This is a genomic window from Amycolatopsis sp. CA-161197 (genome assembly GCF_050942255.1).
In the GTDB taxonomy this organism is placed as follows: domain Bacteria; phylum Actinomycetota; class Actinomycetes; order Mycobacteriales; family Pseudonocardiaceae; genus Amycolatopsis.
The window spans coordinates 140,845-157,579 of record NZ_CP192059.1 but is presented as its reverse complement, the minus strand read 5'-3'; the positions used below and the strand labels follow the sequence as shown (position 1 = coordinate 157,579).

At 70.4% G+C, this 16,735-nt stretch carries 14 protein-coding genes, 1 tRNA gene and 1 pseudogene; 3 read left to right on the top strand and 13 right to left on the bottom strand.

What is annotated here, in order from left to right:
• Window positions 1-75: 75 nt before the first annotated feature.
• Window positions 76-873, bottom strand: coding sequence for a mycothiol conjugate amidase Mca (gene mca / locus ACQPXB_RS00790; RefSeq protein WP_432849111.1), 798 nt, complete (start codon window positions 871-873; stop codon window positions 76-78).
• Between the two features lie 99 nt (window positions 874-972).
• Between mca and ACQPXB_RS00785 the strand changes: the two genes are divergently transcribed.
• Complete coding sequence (locus tag ACQPXB_RS00785; RefSeq protein WP_432849110.1) at window positions 973-1,557, top strand: TetR/AcrR family transcriptional regulator; 585 nt, start codon at window positions 973-975, stop codon at window positions 1,555-1,557.
• A 74-nt stretch (window positions 1,558-1,631) separates the two neighbouring features.
• On the opposite strand, the gene ACQPXB_RS00780 is transcribed toward ACQPXB_RS00785, so the two are convergent.
• The 11 genes from ACQPXB_RS00780 to ACQPXB_RS00730 all read right to left on the bottom strand — a co-directional run bounded on the left by ACQPXB_RS00780 (window position 1,632) and on the right by ACQPXB_RS00730 (window position 13,123).
• A complete protein-coding gene (locus tag ACQPXB_RS00780) occupies window positions 1,632-2,609 on the bottom strand; it encodes a DUF4328 domain-containing protein (RefSeq protein ID WP_432849109.1) in 978 nt (325 codons plus the stop codon).
• An 855-nt stretch (window positions 2,610-3,464) separates the two neighbouring features.
• The gene (locus ACQPXB_RS00775) at window positions 3,465-3,815 is read right to left on the bottom strand and encodes a rhodanese-like domain-containing protein (RefSeq protein WP_366577063.1); all 351 of its coding nucleotides are present in this window, start codon (window positions 3,813-3,815) and stop codon (window positions 3,465-3,467) included.
• 50 nt (window positions 3,816-3,865) lie between these two features.
• Window positions 3,866-4,183 (bottom strand): DUF485 domain-containing protein, encoded by a 318-nt coding sequence (locus ACQPXB_RS00770; protein ID WP_364043731.1) that lies wholly within the window; start codon window positions 4,181-4,183, stop codon window positions 3,866-3,868.
• Window positions 4,184-4,304: 121 nt separating this feature from the next.
• Window positions 4,305-6,092: a cation acetate symporter gene (locus tag ACQPXB_RS00765; protein WP_432849108.1), complete on the bottom strand. Its 1,788-nt coding sequence runs from the start codon at window positions 6,090-6,092 to the stop codon at window positions 4,305-4,307.
• Between the two features lie 69 nt (window positions 6,093-6,161).
• Window positions 6,162-6,668, bottom strand: a complete 507-nt coding sequence (locus ACQPXB_RS00760) for a hypothetical protein (protein ID WP_364043725.1) — start codon at window positions 6,666-6,668, stop codon at window positions 6,162-6,164.
• Between the two features lie 4 nt (window positions 6,669-6,672).
• Window positions 6,673-7,506 (bottom strand): LytR/AlgR family response regulator transcription factor, encoded by an 834-nt coding sequence (locus ACQPXB_RS00755; protein ID WP_366577059.1) that lies wholly within the window; start codon window positions 7,504-7,506, stop codon window positions 6,673-6,675.
• A 163-nt stretch (window positions 7,507-7,669) separates the two neighbouring features.
• Window positions 7,670-8,515, bottom strand: a complete 846-nt coding sequence (locus ACQPXB_RS00750) for a S49 family peptidase (RefSeq protein WP_432849107.1) — start codon at window positions 8,513-8,515, stop codon at window positions 7,670-7,672.
• An 18-nt stretch (window positions 8,516-8,533) separates the two neighbouring features.
• Window positions 8,534-9,835: a sensor histidine kinase gene (locus tag ACQPXB_RS00745; protein WP_366577055.1), complete on the bottom strand. Its 1,302-nt coding sequence runs from the start codon at window positions 9,833-9,835 to the stop codon at window positions 8,534-8,536.
• A gap of 214 nt (window positions 9,836-10,049) precedes the next feature.
• Window positions 10,050-10,910: an Fpg/Nei family DNA glycosylase gene (locus ACQPXB_RS00740; RefSeq protein ID WP_366577053.1), complete on the bottom strand. Its 861-nt coding sequence runs from the start codon at window positions 10,908-10,910 to the stop codon at window positions 10,050-10,052.
• A 68-nt stretch (window positions 10,911-10,978) separates the two neighbouring features.
• Window positions 10,979-11,419 (bottom strand): DUF983 domain-containing protein, encoded by a 441-nt coding sequence (locus tag ACQPXB_RS00735; protein WP_360598683.1) that lies wholly within the window; start codon window positions 11,417-11,419, stop codon window positions 10,979-10,981.
• 108 nt (window positions 11,420-11,527) lie between these two features.
• The gene (locus ACQPXB_RS00730; RefSeq protein ID WP_432849106.1) at window positions 11,528-13,123 is read right to left on the bottom strand and encodes a sigma-70 family RNA polymerase sigma factor; all 1,596 of its coding nucleotides are present in this window, start codon (window positions 13,121-13,123) and stop codon (window positions 11,528-11,530) included.
• A gap of 219 nt (window positions 13,124-13,342) precedes the next feature.
• Here ACQPXB_RS00730 and ACQPXB_RS00725 point away from each other — a divergent pair.
• Both ACQPXB_RS00725 and ACQPXB_RS00720 read left to right on the top strand, forming a co-directional pair.
• A tRNA-Gly gene (locus tag ACQPXB_RS00725) sits at window positions 13,343-13,415 on the top strand.
• Window positions 13,416-14,745: 1,330 nt separating this feature from the next.
• Window positions 14,746-15,924, top strand: a pseudogene (locus ACQPXB_RS00720) (alkaline phosphatase family protein); the annotation flags it as partial.
• A 400-nt stretch (window positions 15,925-16,324) separates the two neighbouring features.
• Here the strand turns inward: ACQPXB_RS00720 and ACQPXB_RS00715 are convergent.
• Window positions 16,325-16,726 carry an immunity 7 family protein gene (locus tag ACQPXB_RS00715; RefSeq protein WP_366577047.1) on the bottom strand — a complete coding sequence of 134 codons (402 nt, stop codon included), beginning with the start codon at window positions 16,724-16,726 and terminating at the stop codon, window positions 16,325-16,327.
• Between the last annotated feature and the right edge of the window lie 9 nt (window positions 16,727-16,735).

The following is a 16,735-nucleotide window of genomic DNA, read 5'->3' as shown; positions in this document are numbered from 1 at the left end:
CGGGTTGGTCGGCCGGGTTGGTCGGTCAGGTCGGCCAGCCGGCTGGTCGGGGTCAGGCGGGGCTGGTCGGCCGGGTCAGCGGAGGCCGGCGAAGAGATCGTCTTCGTGGGTGTCCGGGGTGCTGCCGACGAGGTGGTACTCCTCCCAGGGCCAGGCGGCGCGTTCGACGTCGCGGGAGTGGTGGAAGAACGGGTGGGCCGGGTCGGCCTGGGTGGCGTGGGCTTTGAGGGCGCGGTCGCGGGTGTCGAAGTACTGCTCGCAGCGGATTCTGGTGGTGGCATGGAGGCGGTCCGGCTGAAGCTCGTCGAGGACCGGGCCCATTTGTGACTCGAGGCCGGCGGCGAGGGTGGCGTCGTGCATGGCCTGGAACCACGCGCGGCTGAGGGTGGCTTGGTAGTAGAGCTTGCGTGGGGTGCCGTCGTCGGTGGCGGCGAAGGCCGCGCGGGTGACTTCGTGGGTCCGGATGTGGTCGAGGTGTGGATAACCGCCGGTCTCGTCGTAGGTGATCACGACCTGTGGACGGAATTCGCGGAGCAGGTCTTCGAGGGGCTTCGCGGCGTCCTCAATGGACAGTTTCGCGAAGCAGCCTTCGGGTAGCGGCTGGTCGAGGCCTGAGTCAACGTGGCCCAGGAACTGTTGACGCACACCGAGAATCTCCGCAGCGGCGGCCATTTCGCGGCGACGGACGGCGGGTAGGTCCCTGTGGATGGCCGGGGTGTCCAAGGCTGGGTTGAGCACATCGCCGCGCTCGCCGCCGGTGCAGGTGGCCACGAGGACGTCGACGCCTTCCGCGGCGTAGCGGGCGAGGGTGGCGGCGCCCTTGCTGGATTCGTCGTCGGGATGGGCGTGGACGGCGAGCAAGCGCAGGGTCATAAGTGTCCCTTCGGCGTTAGTTAGGTCGGACCTAAGATTAGGTTGGGCCACTTTACTGGGTCAAGCACAAATTTAGGTCGGCCCTAGTATGCTGACCGGGTGAGCCTCAGGGAGCAGAAGAAACTCGAGACCAGGCAGAACATCTCGCACGCGGCGACGCGGCTGTTCATCGCGCGGGGATTCGAGGGGGTGACGATCGCCGACGTCGCGGAGGCGGCGCGCGTCGCGAAGATGACCGTGACCAACCACTTCGGGCGCAAGGAGGACCTGGTCTTCGACATCCGCAACGACTTCGTCGACTGGCCGGCGAAGCTGGTGCAGCAGGCGCCGTCGCGCACGCCGTTCGCGGCAGTGCGCGACGGGTATTTCGCGGCGCTCGACGAGCGGAGTGCGCTGCTGGGGTTCGCGGGGATCGAGTTCGTCGGGATGGTGCGCGGAAGCGTGACGCTGATGGCCGCGCTCGCGCAGATGCACCTCGACCGGGAACAGCAGCTCGCCGCCGTCCTGCCGGAGCCCGAGTCCCCCATCCTCGCGCGCACGACGGCGGCCCACCTGACCTCGGTGCTGCGGCTGCTCTTCGACGAGACCTGGGACCTCACCTACGCCGGCGACAACAACCTGGTCCCCAAACTGCGCGACGCGGCGACGAAGGCATTCGGACAGCTCGAACCAGCGCTCGGCTGAGGCTCAACGAGTGCCGTCGGCCTGACAACAGATGCAGCACCGAACCCCGCGCCGAGACCAAGGCCCAGCGACGCTCAGCGAGCAGCCCCGACTGGGCGGGCGTTGTGCAGCTCCGGTTCGGGGGCGCCGTCGATCTTGAGGACGCGGAGGGTGCGCAGGCGGCCGGGGGCGATGGGCATCAGGAGATCGGAGAAACGGCGGATGACGAGGGCCGTGGTGATCGCCAGCGCGGCGGCCGTGAGGTCGGTGAGGGCGACGAGGACGACGCTGTCGGCCATCGCCTGGACGCCCGGGCGCAGGCGCCAGATGATCGTGACCGCGAGGAGCACCCAGTTGGCGAGCCAGGTGGCCCACCAGACCAGGACGAGGCGGGAGGGCTTGGGGCGTTCGTCGCGGGGGCGGCGGAGGACTGCGTGTTCCAGTTCGCTCACCACGGACAGCGCCATGGGCAGGTTTGCGATCGGCACGAGCACGCCGACGAGCACCTGCCACACGGGACGCGCGGGCTCGACGCCGGCCTCGTCAGCGGCGGCGTGGCGGGCGACGAGCAGCCACCACACCGCCAGTCCGGCCGGGAGCAGCGAAAGAATGGTGGTCAGCAGGCCGGCGGTGACGACGAACGCGTCGGAGAAGCCGACCACCGACGTGCTCAGCGCGGAGTCGCGGCTCTGCACCAGCAGGGCGTAGCGCCAGATCTCCGAGCCCGCCGCGGCGAGCGCGAGGACCACGAACGTCCACAGGATGGTGTTCAGGCTCTGCGCCAGGACGGGGATGCGGTCGATCGCGCGCACAGCGCCGGACGCGGTGCCGGGCACGGTCGTCGGGCGGCGCCAGACGAGGTTCGGGAAGCCCCAGCGCGGCGGGGTCGGGTAGGACGGCGGGCCGGTGTACGGCGTGGCCGCCACCGCGCGCCGGCGCGTGACCGAGCCGGGTGGGGGCGAGGCGACCCACTTCAGGCGCGGACGTTGCCGCGGGTGCGCCGGATGCTCCGGCCCGGTGCGGTGCACCTGGCCCTGCGGGGCCGCGGTGAACGGGCGGGCCGCGGCAGACAACGGCGGGTACTGGGGCTGCTGCGCGGGGGCTGCGAATCCCGGGTGATGGCCGGCGTCGGCCGGGTAGGCGCCTGCGCCGGGCGCCGGGTAGCTGCCAGCCTGCGAGTACCCGCCGGCATGGCTCGGGCCAGCCGGCCCAGCGCCGCTCGCGGAGTGAGGCGCCCTGGGGTACGGATCCGAGGCTCCCGCGGGCGAGCCGGCACCACCAGCCGACTGCGCACCAAAACCCGGCGCAGAGTGAGGCACCCCGGCGTACGCATCCGAAGCGCCCGCGGGTGAGTTAGGGCCACCAGCCGACATACCAAAACCCGGCACGGCGGCCTGGCCCGATGCGCCCGGTGAACCAGGACCACCGACCGGCGGCGGACCAAAACCCTCCCCGGGCTTAGGCACCGCGGCGTACGCATCCGAAGCGCCCGCGGCCGAGCCAGCACCATCGACCGGCGCGCCGCATGGCGCCCCAGACGGCGAGTCCGAGACGCCAGCAGGTGAACCAGGACCACCAGCCGCCTGCGCACCAAAACCCTGCCCGGACTGAGGCACCCCGGCGTACGGATCCGAAGCGCCCGCGGGTGAGTTGGGGCCATCAGCCGGCCCACCAAAGCCCGGCACGGTGGCCTGGCCCGAGGCGCCCGGCGAGCCAGCGCCATCAGCCGGCCCACCAAAGTCCTGCCCGGACTGTGGCACCCCCGCCTGCGGGTCTGAGCCGCCGGCCGGGGCACCGAACCCCGGCACCCAGCCGTCAGGAGAAGACTCGCCCTGCCAAGGCGGGTACTGCGGCCAGCCCGCGCCGCCCTGAGGGCCCGCGGGGTGGGCGGGTCCCGGGGGGACGGGGGGCTGGGCCGGTGGCATCCGTCAGATGACCTCGGGTTCGGCGCCCGCGGTTTCGCTCACCATGGGGCGGCCCTCGCGGGCCCAGGAGCCCATGCCGCCGGCGACGTTGACGGCGTCCCAGCCGCTGGCGTTGAGCCAGGCGGTGGCGCGGGCCGAGCGGCCGCCGCTGCGGCAGATGACGTAGACGGGCTGGTCGTCAGGGAGCTCGGAGAGCTCGTCGACGCGCGCGGGCAGCTCGCCGAGGGGGATGTGGACGGCGCCGGGCGCGTGGCCGGCGGCCCACTCGTCGTCCTCGCGGACGTCCAGCAGGGCGACGCCGTCCGTCGGCAGGTCACGGACCTCGGCGGTCGGCAGTTCAGCGGGGCTCACCACAGTTCCATGCTCCCATGTCCAGGCGTTGTACGCGTGTGAGGAACCAGACGCTAGCCCCCGTACTCGGCGCGCAGCTCCGCGGCCAGGGGATCCAGCTTGCGGTTCGCGAAGCGCACGTACAACGCGGTGATGACGAACGTCGTCAGGAACTGCGCCAAGCCCAGCACCAGACCCACGGTGATGTTGCCCCACAGGCGCGCGCTCATGAACGCGTGCGCGTAGTCCGCGAGGAGCACGTAGAGCAGGTACCAGGCCAGGAACGCCGCCGACATCGGGAACACGAACCCGCGCCGACGCCGGCGCAGCTGCTGGAACTCGGGCGTCGCCTGCACGTGCTCCCAGTCGACGTCCGCTTCGGTGCGTTCCACGGCGCCCCTCCCGACAACGACACCACCACGACCAATTACGAAGATCTTGCGCCCCGGAAAGGCTGACGCGACCTCGTCGAATCGGGTGATTGAGGAGCAACTCCGAGTGACCCCGAGTGACCTACTTGCGGTGCCGGCCCCGCCCGGCGCGTGCCTTGTCCTCCGCCTGGCCGAACCGCGCGACGGCCCGGTCCCGCATGAGGCCGAGCGGGTCGGGGGCGTGCAGGCGCAGCATGATGTCGTTGACCAGCTCCGGCCGCCCGTAGCGGGTCAGGCGGCTGACCACGTACGTCGTGATGAACGCCGCCGGCACCGAGATCAGGCCCGGCTGGCTCGTGTACCAAGGCGCTTCGAAGCTCGCGTAGCCGGCCGCGATGTCGACGCCCAGCGCGGCCAGCACCAGCCCGCCGCCGACGAGCATGCCCGCCAGCGCGCCGGGCCAGCTGAGCTTGCGCCACCAGATGCCGAGCAGCAGCAGCGGGCTGAACGTCGAGGCCGCCAACGCGAACGTCAGGCCGATCGACAGCGAGATGTCTTCCGTGCGCAACAGGAACGCCAGGCCGAGGGGACACAGCGCGACGATGGCCGTGCCCACCTTGAAGTCCTTGACGCGCCCCGGAAGCAGGTCCGTGGACACCACGCCGGCCACGCTCACCAGCAGCCCCGACGAGCTCGACAGGAACGCCGCGAACGCGCCCGCCGCCACGATCGCCGCGAGGATCTGGCCCGCCACGCCCGGCACCATCGCCGACGGCAGCATCAGCACGGCCGCGTCGGTGTTGCCCGTGACGAGCAGCTGCGGCACGTACATCCGCGACAGCGCGCCCAGCATCGTCGGGAACAGGTAGAACAGCCCGAGCAGCAGCAGCACGTGGACGGTCGTGCGGCGCGCGGCCTTGCCGTCGGGATTGGTGTAGAAGCGCACCAGCACGTGGGGCAGGCCCATGGTGCCGAGGAACAGCGCGAAGATCAGCGAGTACGTCTGGAGCAGGTCGGTGATCTTGCCGGACGCTGGGTGCAGCCACGCGTCGTTGGACGCCGGCGCGTCGCTGATCACCGGCACCGGCGTGCCCGCGGCGAACTTGAGTGTGGTGCCCTTCTCGACCGTGTGCGGGACCAGCGGCGACCAGCGCGCCACGCCGCGCGCGGGGCCGTCGTCGATGCGGCCGTCGGCGTAGAAGTAGGTCTCGGTCGAGACCTTCACCGTCACGTCGGTCTGCACCGAAACCGTGGTGTCCTGGGTGAACACGGGCGGGGCCGGCGAGCCGAGCGAGCGCACGCCGCCGGGGCCGCCGCCGCTGAAGAACACCATCCACAGCACGAAAGTCGGCACGGAGATCGCGAACAGCTTGAGCCAGTACTGGAAGGCCTGGACCACCGTGATCGCGCGCATGCCGCCGGCGATCACGTTGATCCCCACCAGAATCGTGACCACGACCGCGCCCACCCACGCGGGCACGGGCAGGATCGACGCGAGCGTGAGCCCCGCGCCCTGCAGCTGCGGGACCATGTAGAGGATGCCGATGAACACGACGAACGCCGTCGCGAAGCGGCGCAGCCCCAGCGAACCGAGGCGCATCTCCACGAAGTCCGGCAGCGTGTACGCGCCCGAGCGGCGCAGCGGCGCGGCGACGAAGAGCATCAGCGCGAGGTAGCCGGCGGTGAAACCGATCGGATACCAGGTGGCGTCGGCGCCTTCCTTGAGCACGATGCCCGCGACGCCCAGGAACGACGCCGCCGACAGGTACTCACCCGAGATCGCCGCGGCGTTGCGGCGCGAACGGACCGTTCGCCTGGCGACGAGGAAATCGTGTGTGCTGGTGGCCGAACGCGACGAGCGGTACCCGAGGTAGTACGTCGCGAGGGCGACCAGCACGACGCCGGTCAACGCCCACGGGTTCAGCTGCACGGCTGGAATCCTCGCACGAGCCCGCGGGCCGGTGATGCCCCGCCACCGGGGCTTTCCCGTCCGCGGCGGTCAGTTTTCGATCATGTCCACGAAGTCGCGCTCGTGGCGCTCGGCGAGCCGGTTGTACCAAAGGCCCACCGCGAACAGGAACGGGAACGGCAGCAGCCCGAGCACGAGCCACGGGATCGGGATGCCGATCACCGTGAACCGCGCGACGGCGGGCAGCAGGTAGAACAGCACCGGCATCGCGCCGAGCACCAGCAGCACCAGCAACGCGAGCAGCACGGCCGTGCGCAGCTGCACCTTCACCAGGTCGCGGACCAGCAGCTTTCCCCAGCTGGTCTGCTCCTCCAGCTCCACGCGCGCCCGCATCCGGCCCGCCGACTGGCGCGGGTCGGCCAGCACCACGCGCTGGCGCTTCGGCTTCTCGTGCGCGGGCTCGGCCGGGCGCAGCGGCTCGGGCGCCGGTGGCACCGGCTCCACGACCGCGCTGTCCTCGGGCACGCGACCCAGCGTGGGGTCCGGTTCGCGGACCCCGTTGGCCAGGCGGTGGTACGGGTCGTCGGGCGCGGACACGGGCTCAGCCGCCGCGGCCGGAGCCGACGAGCCGGTCCTTCAGCGCTCGCGTGTGCCGACGGCTGACCGGCAGCACCTTCTCCTCGTTGCCGATCACGACCTGGTAGCCGCCCTGGCCCATCCGCAGCTCCGTGATCAGCGGCAACGCGACCAGGAACGACCGGTGGATGCGCACGAACCCGGCCTTCTCCCAGCGTTCCTCGAGCTGGGCCAGCGGGATGCGCACCAGGTGGCTGCCTTCGGTGGTGAACAGCCGGGCGTAGTCGCCCTGGGCCTCCACCCACCGCACCGACGAACGCGGGATGAGCTTGGTGGTGCCGGCGAGCTCGACGGGGATGACCTCGTCGTCGTTCTTCACCGGCTCCCCCGCGCGCTGCCCGGGCGGCGGCGACGCGGCCGCGGCCAGCTTCTCGCGCACGCGCGAGACGGACCGGTCGAGGCGGTCCTGCTGGAACGGCTTGAGCACGTAGTCGACGGCACCGAGGTCGAACGCGTTCACGGCTTCCTCGGCGTGGCCCGTGACGAACACCAGGATCGGCGACGGGTTCATCGCCGCGATCACGCGCGACATCTCCATGCCGGACAGGCCGGGCATGTCGATGTCGGCGAACACGGCGTCAACCGTCGGCAGGCCCTGCGCGCGCCGGGCGACGAGCTCGGGGTCGTCGTGGGAGAACAACCGCAGCGCGTCGGAGGCGTCCGACGCCTTGAAGACGCGGTGGATGTGCGGGTTGTTCCTCAGGCCGTGGGTCAGTTCGTCAAGCCCGTTGAGCTCGTCGTCCACCGCCAGGACGATGAGCTTCCGGGTGTCTTCATGAGCACTCACAGTGAGTCGCATCCTGCCCATTGCCGAGTGCAATGTCCAGCCCCGTCCGGCTCATCCGCCCGTCGGGGAAAGCCGACGCCCCCTTTGCCCCATTCCTGGTCACGGGCGCGGCACAGTGCCGTGCGACGGGTGCGGCCAACCGGGCTAGTACCGGACGCGCACGGGTGTCCGGAGGTCACAAACCGAAGCGGGCCCACGCCGCCTTGGTGGTCACCGCGTCGAGCACCGCGCTCGCCGCCGCGGGCGCGCCGATGCCGAGGCGCGCGAGCAATGGCTTCTTCGGCTCGGCGACGGAGATCTCCGCGTCCGGGTACCGCTCGGTGACGATCTGGCGCAGCGAGCCGAGGCCGTCGATCAAGCCGAGGTCGAGCGCCTTCTGCCCGAGCCAGACGTCACCGGTGAACAGATCCTCGGTGTCGGTGAGCCGACCGCCGCGGCGCTCCTTGACCCAGTCGACGAACAGCTCGTGGAGCTGGGTGTGCATCTTCTTCAGCCACTCGACGTCCTCGGGCTTCTCCGGGCTGAACGGGTCGAGCCGCGACTTGTTCGCGCCCGCCGTGTGCAGCCGGCGCTCGATACCGAAGCGCTCCAGCAGGCCCGTGAACCCGAAGCCGCCGCTGATCACGCCGATGGAACCGACCATCGACGTGCGGTGGGCGAAGATCTCGTCGGCGGCGCACGCGAGCCAGTAGCCGCCGGACGCCGCGACGTCCTCGGCGAAGGCCAGCACAGGCACCTTCTTCTCGTCGGCCAGCTGGCGGATGCGCTCCGCGACCAGGCCCGACTGCGTCGGCGCGCCGCCCGGCGAGTTGATCAGCAGCGCCACCGCCTTGAGCCGGTCGTGGCCGAACGCCCTGGTCAGCGCCGACTCGACGGTCGCCAGGTTGATCGAGCCACGCGCCAGCGGCGAAGGCGAAGGCGTGATCACGCCGTGCAGCTTCACCACCGCGACCACGTCCTTGCGCTCGACACGGTCGCCGAGCACGGGCAGGCGGGACGTCAGCTTCTCGGTAACGCTCATGCCGCCAGGCTAGCCATGTCAGAGGGCAGGCAGCATTCCCGAACGCGATCCGTTCACACCGTTGTGCTCGACCTCGTCGTCCTCGGGCCCGCCCTGGGCCGGCACGTCGGCCGAGTAGTCGGGCATGTTCGGGCGCACGCCGAGCTTGAACTTCGGCACGCGCAGCGTCACCTTCATGCCGGCGCCGGGCGCGGTGTCGACGGTGAGCGCGTAGTCCTCGCCGAACACCTGGCGCATGCGCTGGTTGATGTTGCCGAGGCCGACGTGGGCGCCGGTGCGGTGCGCGTTCTTCAGGTCGGTGAGCGCGCGCGGGTCCATGCCGATGCCGTCGTCCTCGACGCTGATCAGGGCCTCGGTGCCGTAGTCCTGCGCGATCACGGTGACGCAGCCGCCGCTGGGCTTGCTGGCCAGGCCGTGTTTCACCGCGTTCTCCACCAGCGGCTGGATGATCAGGAACGGCACGACCACGCTCAGCACCTCGGGCGCGATCTTCATGCGCACCTCGAGGCGGCCGCCGAAGCGCGCGTTCTCGATCGTGAGGTAGCGGTCGATGTTGCGCAGCTCCTCGGCCAGCGTGGTGTACATGCCGGAGGTGCGGAACGAGTAGCGCGTGAAGTCCGCGAAGTCCTGAAGCAGCTCGCGCGCCTCTTCGGGGTCCGTGCGGATGAGCGCGGAGATCGTGTTCAGCGCGTTGTAGACGAAGTGCGGCGAGATCTGCGCGCGCAGGGCCTTGATCTCGGCCTGCTGCAGCTGGTTGCGCGACTCTTCCAGCCGGGCCAGCTCGAACTGCGTGCAGACGAACTGCGCCACGGCTTCGGCCATCTGCACGAGCTTGCCGCGCGTGCGCCCGACGACGATCAGCGTCGCCTCCGCCGTGCCCTCGACCAGGATCGGCACGATGGCGGCGGTCTTCATCTTGCAGGTACCGCGGTGGTTGCACGGCATCCGGTTGTGGTCGGCGACGGCGCGGCGGTGCTTGCGCAGCGCGGTGCCGATGTCGTCGACGAGGTCGAGGTAGTGGTCGGTGGCCTCGCCGGCCCAGGACAGGAGCGTGCCCTCACTGTCGGTGATCCCCACGGCGAGGCAGTCGAGCACTTCGAGCAGCTCGGCTGTCATGCGGTTGGCGGCCTCTTCGTCGAGCCCGGCCCGCAGGTTCGGCGTGGCCTTCGACATCCGGTGCACGGCCTGCAGCACGGCGTCCTGGATCACGCCCTTGGGCCGGCGCACCTTGAAGAGCAGCACGAGCACGATGACCGCGAGCACACCGGCCAGCGCCCACGGAACGACCTGCGCGAGGGGGAAGGCGGACACGACGTCCATGCTCTGCGCTCGACCGACCGGGTGCAAGGCTTGCTCCCCACTTTCTGTCCAGTTGTGACGACCGAGGGTGGCTGAACCCTACCGAGCGGCGGGCCAGGGCCGCACGGTCACTCCCTGCGACGGCCATCGGGCCGGCTTTCGTCCGTTTGGCCCAGCGCTCCCACGGCGCGAACGGACCCGTCGTGCGGACGGTTCGCGGAGCCCGGGCCCGGCGTTACTTGAGCAGGCGCGACATCCGGCGGTCGGCCAGGGGTTTGCCGCCCGTCTGGCAGGTCGGGCAGTACTGGAACGACTTGTCGGCGAAGGAGATCTCGCGGATGGTGTCGCCGCAGACCGGGCAGGGCAGGCCGGTGCGGGCGTGCACGCGCAGGCCCGAGCGCTTCTCGCCCTTGAGCATCGCGGCTTTCTGGCCGACGGAGCGCTGCACGGCGTCGCTCTCGATGTCGTGGATGGCGGCGGCCAGCGTCTCCAGCGCGCCCTCGTCGAGCTTGCCGACGGTGGCGTACGGGGAGAGCTTGGCCTTGTGCATGATCTCGTCGGAGTAGGCGTTGCCGATGCCGGCGATGAGCGACTGGTCGGTGAGCGCCCACTTCAGCCGCGTGCCCTTGCCGGCGAACAGCTCGCGCAGCTGCGACGCGTCGAGCGACAACGCGTCGGGTCCCAGGCGCGCGACGCTCGGGATCTCGTTCGGGTCGTGGACGATCCAGACGGCGAGGCCCTTCTTCGTGCCGGCCTCGGTCAGGTCGAAGCCGGGGCCGGCCGCCGCGTTGAGGTGCACGCGCAGCGAGATCGGGCCCTTGCCGGGCTTCAACGGGGTGGGCGAAAGCTGGTCGGACCAGCGCAGCCAGCCGGCGCGCGCGAGGTGCACGACGAGGTGCAGGTCGCCGAGGACCACGTCGAGGTGCTTGCCGTGGCGCGTGGCACCGGTGATTTCGCGACCGTGCAGCTCGGTGTAGGGCGGCACGGCCGTCTTCAGGACGCTGAGCGAGGCGACGTCGATCCGGAACACCGTGGAGCCCACGGCGTGTTCGCGCAGGTGGTGGGCCAGTGCTTCGACCTCGGGCAGCTCGGGCATGGCACCAGTCTTGCTCGTGATGCCCGAATCGGCCAGGTGCCGTTGTCCGGCAGCCTTGTTCGACAGCCCTATTCGACCGGGTGCAGAGGTCCGTCGAAATCAGGCAGCGAGTGCTTCTGGATCGTCTTCGTGATCCGCTTGACCTCGCCCGACACCGTGAACATGCCCCGGATCGTGCCGACCCAGCGCTCCGACGGCCGGTCGCCCGTGACGTCGCCCTCGGTCTCGGCGACGACCGTCCACGGCCGGCGCAGGATCCAGCGCAACGGGAAGAACAGCAGCACCAGCAGGATCGCGAGGAACACCCACGCCGGCACGCGCACCTGGTCCGGTGTCCAGATCACGAGCACCACGGCCAGGAACGCCGTGACCAGGAGCATGGCGATGCCCGGCGTGTAGCTGCCGGCCACGTCGTGTTCGAAATCGTCCGCGGTGGCGGGCGCACGCCACTCCATCTGGGCTCGGACCACCCAGTCGCGGCCGTCTTCGCCGCGCACCAGCCGGTTCATCCTGTTGCCTCCCGGGCGACGCTCGAGTCGCTCAACGCTACCGTGACGGCGCCCGTCAGCGCGAGGTGGTCACGGAGCGTGGCGCGAGGTTTGCCCGGTTTTCGCTGCTCAGGGAGCCGACGGTGAATCGGGTTCGGCCGAACCGGTGACATCCGAGGGGGTCACGTCTCCCGAGTCCTGGGACGTCGTGTCCGTCTCGGACCGGGTCTCGGACTGCGTGGATTTGGTCGGAGCGGACTTCGAGGATGATCCGGGCTTCTCCGGGACGGTGTCGCCCGGCGTCGGCGTGGTCGTGACCGTCGGCGGAAGGTAGGTCTCCGGCGGGGGCACGTACGTGAACGACGGCGGCGGCACGAACGACGGCGGGTACGAGGTCCGCGTGGTGCTGTAGGGGCCGTCGATCGTCGGGTCGTCGCACGGGTCGCCCGACGTCAGGTCCGGCTCGGTGTCGGCGCGGGAGTCCGTGGAGTTCTCGCTCGACATCGGGGAGTGCGACGGGCTGCCGCCGGGGAGGTCGTCGCGGGGCGAACTGTCGGACGGCTGCCCGGCACCGGTTCCGGCGACGGGCCGGCCCGGGATCTTCGGCACGTCGTTGACGCCCAGGTGCGAGGCGATGGTGTGGGCCGACGAGCGCTGCGGCCGCGCGGCGCCGTGCAACTGGCCGGTCGCCACACGCGGACCGTGCTGCACCTGCGGCGGCGGCTGCTGAGCCGGCGGCGCGGGCGGCTGCAACGCCAGCTCCGGCGCGCCGCCCTGGAGCCCGACGTCCTGCATCGGGTGCGTACCGAACATGAGCGGACCGGTCGTGAACCCGGCGACACCCGCGGCGGCCGTCGACGCGAGCGCGAGGCCCACCTTGACCTTCGAGCCGAACAGCACGCTCTTCACCGTGGTGACGACGCCCGTCGCCTTGCCGATGCCCACGAGCGCGGGCACTGCGACCACGATCACCTCGGCGTGCGCCCGCAGCGAGGAACACACGTCGCGCAGCTCGTCCTGCTTCGCGCGGCACGAGGCGCACCCCAGCAGGTGCGCCTTGATCCGCTCGGCTTCGGCACCCGTGACGCTGCCGGCGGTGAAGCCGCCCATCTTCTCGACGACCGAACGGCACGTCTCGGGTCCGCGGTTCACCGAAAGGTGCGCCTGCAGATACGCCGCCCGCAGGCCCTGACGCGCGCGGCGGGCGAGCGCCGCCGTCGCGTTGGCCGAAAGCCCGAAGTGCGGCGCGACCATGGCGGGCTGCTCACCCTCGACCTCGGTCTGCCACAACACCGTGCGCCAGCGCTCGGGCAAGCTCGTGAACGCCGTGGTGATCAACGTGTGCTCGGCGGTGCGCGCATTGGTGTCGGCACCGGCGCCGGCGCGGAACGTCAGCTCGTCATCGGTCACCGGCACATCGCGGCGCGCCCCGTGCCACTCCCACGACACCCGGCGCGCGACCGTCAGCAGATACGCGCGGACGTAGTCACGCGGGCCCGAGCCGCGCCGCAGCGCCTGCAGCACCCGGAAGAACGTCTCGGCCGTGATGTCCTCGGCCTCGGAACTGTCCGACGCCAGGCTCTGCGCCAATCTCCGCACCGCCGCCGCGTGGAGCTCGAACAGCTGCCCGAACGCCGCGTCTTCCCCATTGCGGAGCCGCTGAAGAAGTGCCTGCTCGTCGGATTCCGAGGCCGCTGGTGGCGGCGCCGTGCCCAGCTCGGTCATCCGGCAAGGCACCTCCTCCCCCGAAGGACTCACCACTCGGTCGAATGGGGACACCATACGGAGCGAAAAGCCCGTCGTCACCCCTTGTACGCCCGATGTGACACCGAAGCACCGAGTCGAAGCACGTCACAGGGCGCGAAGGCCCAAGGCGGACCCCCCGAAAGTGGCTCTCACCCCTCGGTATAGAGTTACCTCAACACCGAGCAACAAGCGGTCAACGCGGATGTAGCGCAGCTGGTAGCGCATCACCTTGCCAAGGTGAGGGTCGCGGGTTCGAATCCCGTCATCCGCTCGGTCCAGGGGCCACTGTGTCTGCGGAAAGCGCAGACCCGGTGGCCCTCGCCATGTCTCCCGGGGGCCGAGCCCCCGGACCCCCGCGGTGCCATCGGTGACGAATCCTGCATGGCTGGGTGGGGGGAGCTACTGCGCGGAGCGCAGTGCTCGTGGTGGGACGGACGCGTTGTTGAGGTGCGGCCGGGAGGCGCTGCGCGGCCGAGGTGGGTGGTGAGAGACCTGCGTTGGGGAGTTGCGGGTCGGAGGCGCTGCGCGGTTGAGGCGAGCGGTGAGACGAGCGCGCGGGCCGAGGTGCGGGGTGACCGTTGTTCGCGCGGCCGACGTGAGTGGTGAGACGGCTGCGTTGGTGCGGTGCGGGTGAGATGCGTGCGGCAGTTGCGGAGTGACCGTTCCCCTGCGCGGCCGAGTGGAGTGGTGAGAGACCTGCGCTGGCAAGTTGCGGGTGAGGCGCTGCGCGGTTGAGGTGCGCTGGTGAGACGAGCACCCGGAGCAAGTTGCGGGTGGCTGACCTTCGCGCAGTGGCCGGGTTGAGTGGTGAGAGACCTGCGCTGGCGAGTTGCGGGTGAGGCGCTGCGCGGTTGAGGTGCGCTGGTGAGACGAGCACCCGGAGCAAGTTGCGGGTGGCTGACCTTCGCGCAGTGGCCGGGTTGAGTGGTGAGAGACCTGCGCTGGCGAGTTGCGGGTGAGGCGCTGCGCGGTTGAGGTGCGCTGGTGAGACGAGCACCCGGAGCAAGTTGCGGGTGGCTGACCTTCGCGCAGTGGCCGGGTTGAGTGGTGAGACGGCTGCGTTGGTGCGGTGCGGGGCAGGGGCGCTGAGGGAGCGCGGGGCCGGCGGGCCAGGCGCTCGGGCTGAGCGCGGTGGCCGAGCGTGCTCCCAACCGGCGGCGGCTGCCATGCACCCAACCGCAGGGCGGCAGCGCGGCAGCGGGAACACCCAGACCCCTCCCTGCGCCTCGATCCGCAGCCCCCACACGGTCTGAATCGGCTTGTCAAGGCACGCTTTCCCGCCTTGACAAGGTGATTCAGACCGTCGTGACAATCGATGATCGGGGTGCGTCCAGCGGCACCCGGAAACCACCTGCAGAGGTGACCCGACGACGGCCAAGGCACCAGAGCAGAATGCAAGCGGACGGTTAGAGGACCACCAGCGCAAGGCAAGGCGGAGCAATGGCCCGAAGGGAACCGCCGAGTGGCGTAATGCCTCTACCTGCGGGAACAGGGTGGTTCGGGGTTGTTGGGTAGTTCGGCAGTTGTTTTCATCATGTGTTAGTCACTCGTTCCGAGATAACCACCTTTTTGGGTGACGGCGTGGCTGCAGGGTGTCAGCCATGACCGAACTGACTCGTCGCCGTCTTCTCGGATCCACCGCCGGGGCCGCCGCTGCCGCCGCCGCGGCCACGCTCCTTCCGCCGAGCGTGCAGAAGGCGCTCGCCCAGGGCGCGCCCAAGCACGGCTCGATCAAGGACATCGAGCACGTCGTGCTGCTGATGCAGGAAAACCGGTCGTTCGACCACTACTTCGGCACCATGCGCGGCGTCCGCGGGTTCGGCGACCCGCACGCCAAGAAGCTGCCGAACGGCAAGTCCGTGTTCTACCAGCCCGACGCCGAGAACCCCGCCGGCTACGCGCTGCCGTTCCACCTCGACACGCACGCCACCAACGCCCAGAAGATCCCCTCGACGTCCCACGCCTGGCAGGTCCAGCACGACGCCCTCAACGGCGGCAAGATGGACAGCTGGCTGCCGGCCCACCGCAAGGCCGACGGCAAGAACGGCCCGTACGTGATGGGTTACCACACGCGCGCCGACCTGCCGTTCCAGTTCGCGCTGGCCGAGTCGTTCACCGTGTGCGACTCCTACTTCTGCTCGGTGCTCGGCCCGACGTGGCCCAACCGCATGATGTGGATGACCGGCACCGTCGACCCCGACGGCGAGAACGGCGGCCCCATCCTCGACAACAACGCCCCCGCCGGCGGCTACACCTGGACCACGTACGCGGAGCGCCTCCAGGCCGCGGGCGTGAGCTGGAAGGTCTACGAGCAGAGCGACACCTACGGCTGCAACATGCTCGAGAACTTCGCCAACTTCAAGAACGCGCCGGCCGACTCGCCGCTCGCCGTCAACGGCCTGACCCACCGCCCCGAGGGCCAGTTCGAGTACGACGCGCGCAACGACAAGCTGCCCACCGTCTCGTGGATCATCTGCACCTCCACGGCTTCGGAGCACCCGAACTACACCCCCGCCGAGGGCGCGGCGTTCGTCGCCTCGAAGATCGACGCCATCGCGTCCAACCCGGACGTGTGGGCCAAGACCGTGTTCATCCTCAACTACGACGAGAACGACGGCCTGTTCGACCACGTCGTCCCGCCGATGCCGCCCGCCGGCACCCCGCACGAGTTCGTCACCAAGACCTCGCCGGGCGGCACCAAGGGCAACGGCCTCTCGGTCGGCGCGGGCTACCGCGTGCCGGCGATCATCATCTCGCCGTGGACCGCGGGTGGCTGGGTGTGCAGCGAGCCGTTCGACCACACGTCGACGTTGCAGTTCCTCGAGCAGGTCACCGGTGTGCGCGAGACGAACATCTCCGACTGGCGCCGCAAGACCTTCGGTGACATGACCTCGGCCTTCCGCTTCAACGACCACAAGGCTCAGCCGCCGACGCTGCCCGACACCTCCGGCCCGCTCACGCTGTCGCGCTACGAGGCCGCGAACCTGCCCGCCCCCGTGTTCCCCGGGCACGGACCAGAAGCCGCCGCGCCAGGAGCCGGGCAGCCGCCCGCAGACGCCGAACCACCACCACTGACGGCGTCCCACCCAGAACGCCCTCCCGCGGGCAGAAAAAGCGAACGGCCCCTTCGTGCCACAAGCGCGAAGGGGCCGTTCGTGCCGTTTTGGCTACCGCACGGTCCTACAGCTCGTAGACGTCCAGCACGGTCGGGGCGACGGGCGTCAAGTGTTCGTCGCGGTGCTCGCAGACGACCCCGCGCGCCATGCGGAACACGCGGAACTCGTTGTCGTGATCGGGATCCTGGTCGTCCCAGACGTGCAGCAGCCCGTAGGAACCCGGCGCCAGCTCGCCGACGCGCGTGAACGTCTCGAGCAGCTCGGGCGCGATCGCGCCGCCGTGCTTGTCGAGGCCGCCGAGGTGCAGCATCGGCATGCCCGCGCTCCAGCGGAGGTCGACGAGGTCCAGCGTGCCGGCGTCCCGCACGGCTCGGTGGACGCGATCGACCAGGCGCTCCAGCAGAGCAGCGTTGTCGTCGCCGCTCGTGGTCGCCGCGATGGTCACCCAGCCGTGGTATTCGTACACGTCGCGAAC

What these genes read in the sequence shown, in the direction of transcription:
- mca (WP_432849111.1), bottom strand. Translation starts at nt 873, where the DNA reads ATGACCCTGCGCTTGCTCGCCGTCCACGCCCATCCCGACGACGAATCC.
- ACQPXB_RS00755 (WP_366577059.1), bottom strand. Translation starts at nt 7,506, where the DNA reads ATGCGACTCACTGTGAGTGCTCATGAAGACACCCGGAAGCTCATCGTC.
- ACQPXB_RS00750 (WP_432849107.1), bottom strand. Translation starts at nt 8,515, where the DNA reads ATGAGCGTTACCGAGAAGCTGACGTCCCGCCTGCCCGTGCTCGGCGAC.
- ACQPXB_RS00745 (WP_366577055.1), bottom strand. Translation starts at nt 9,835, where the DNA reads ATGGACGTCGTGTCCGCCTTCCCCCTCGCGCAGGTCGTTCCGTGGGCG.
- ACQPXB_RS00740 (WP_366577053.1), bottom strand. Translation starts at nt 10,910, where the DNA reads ATGCCCGAGCTGCCCGAGGTCGAAGCACTGGCCCACCACCTGCGCGAA.
- ACQPXB_RS00735 (WP_360598683.1), bottom strand. Translation starts at nt 11,419, where the DNA reads ATGAACCGGCTGGTGCGCGGCGAAGACGGCCGCGACTGGGTGGTCCGA.
- ACQPXB_RS00730 (WP_432849106.1), bottom strand. Translation starts at nt 13,123, where the DNA reads ATGACCGAGCTGGGCACGGCGCCGCCACCAGCGGCCTCGGAATCCGAC.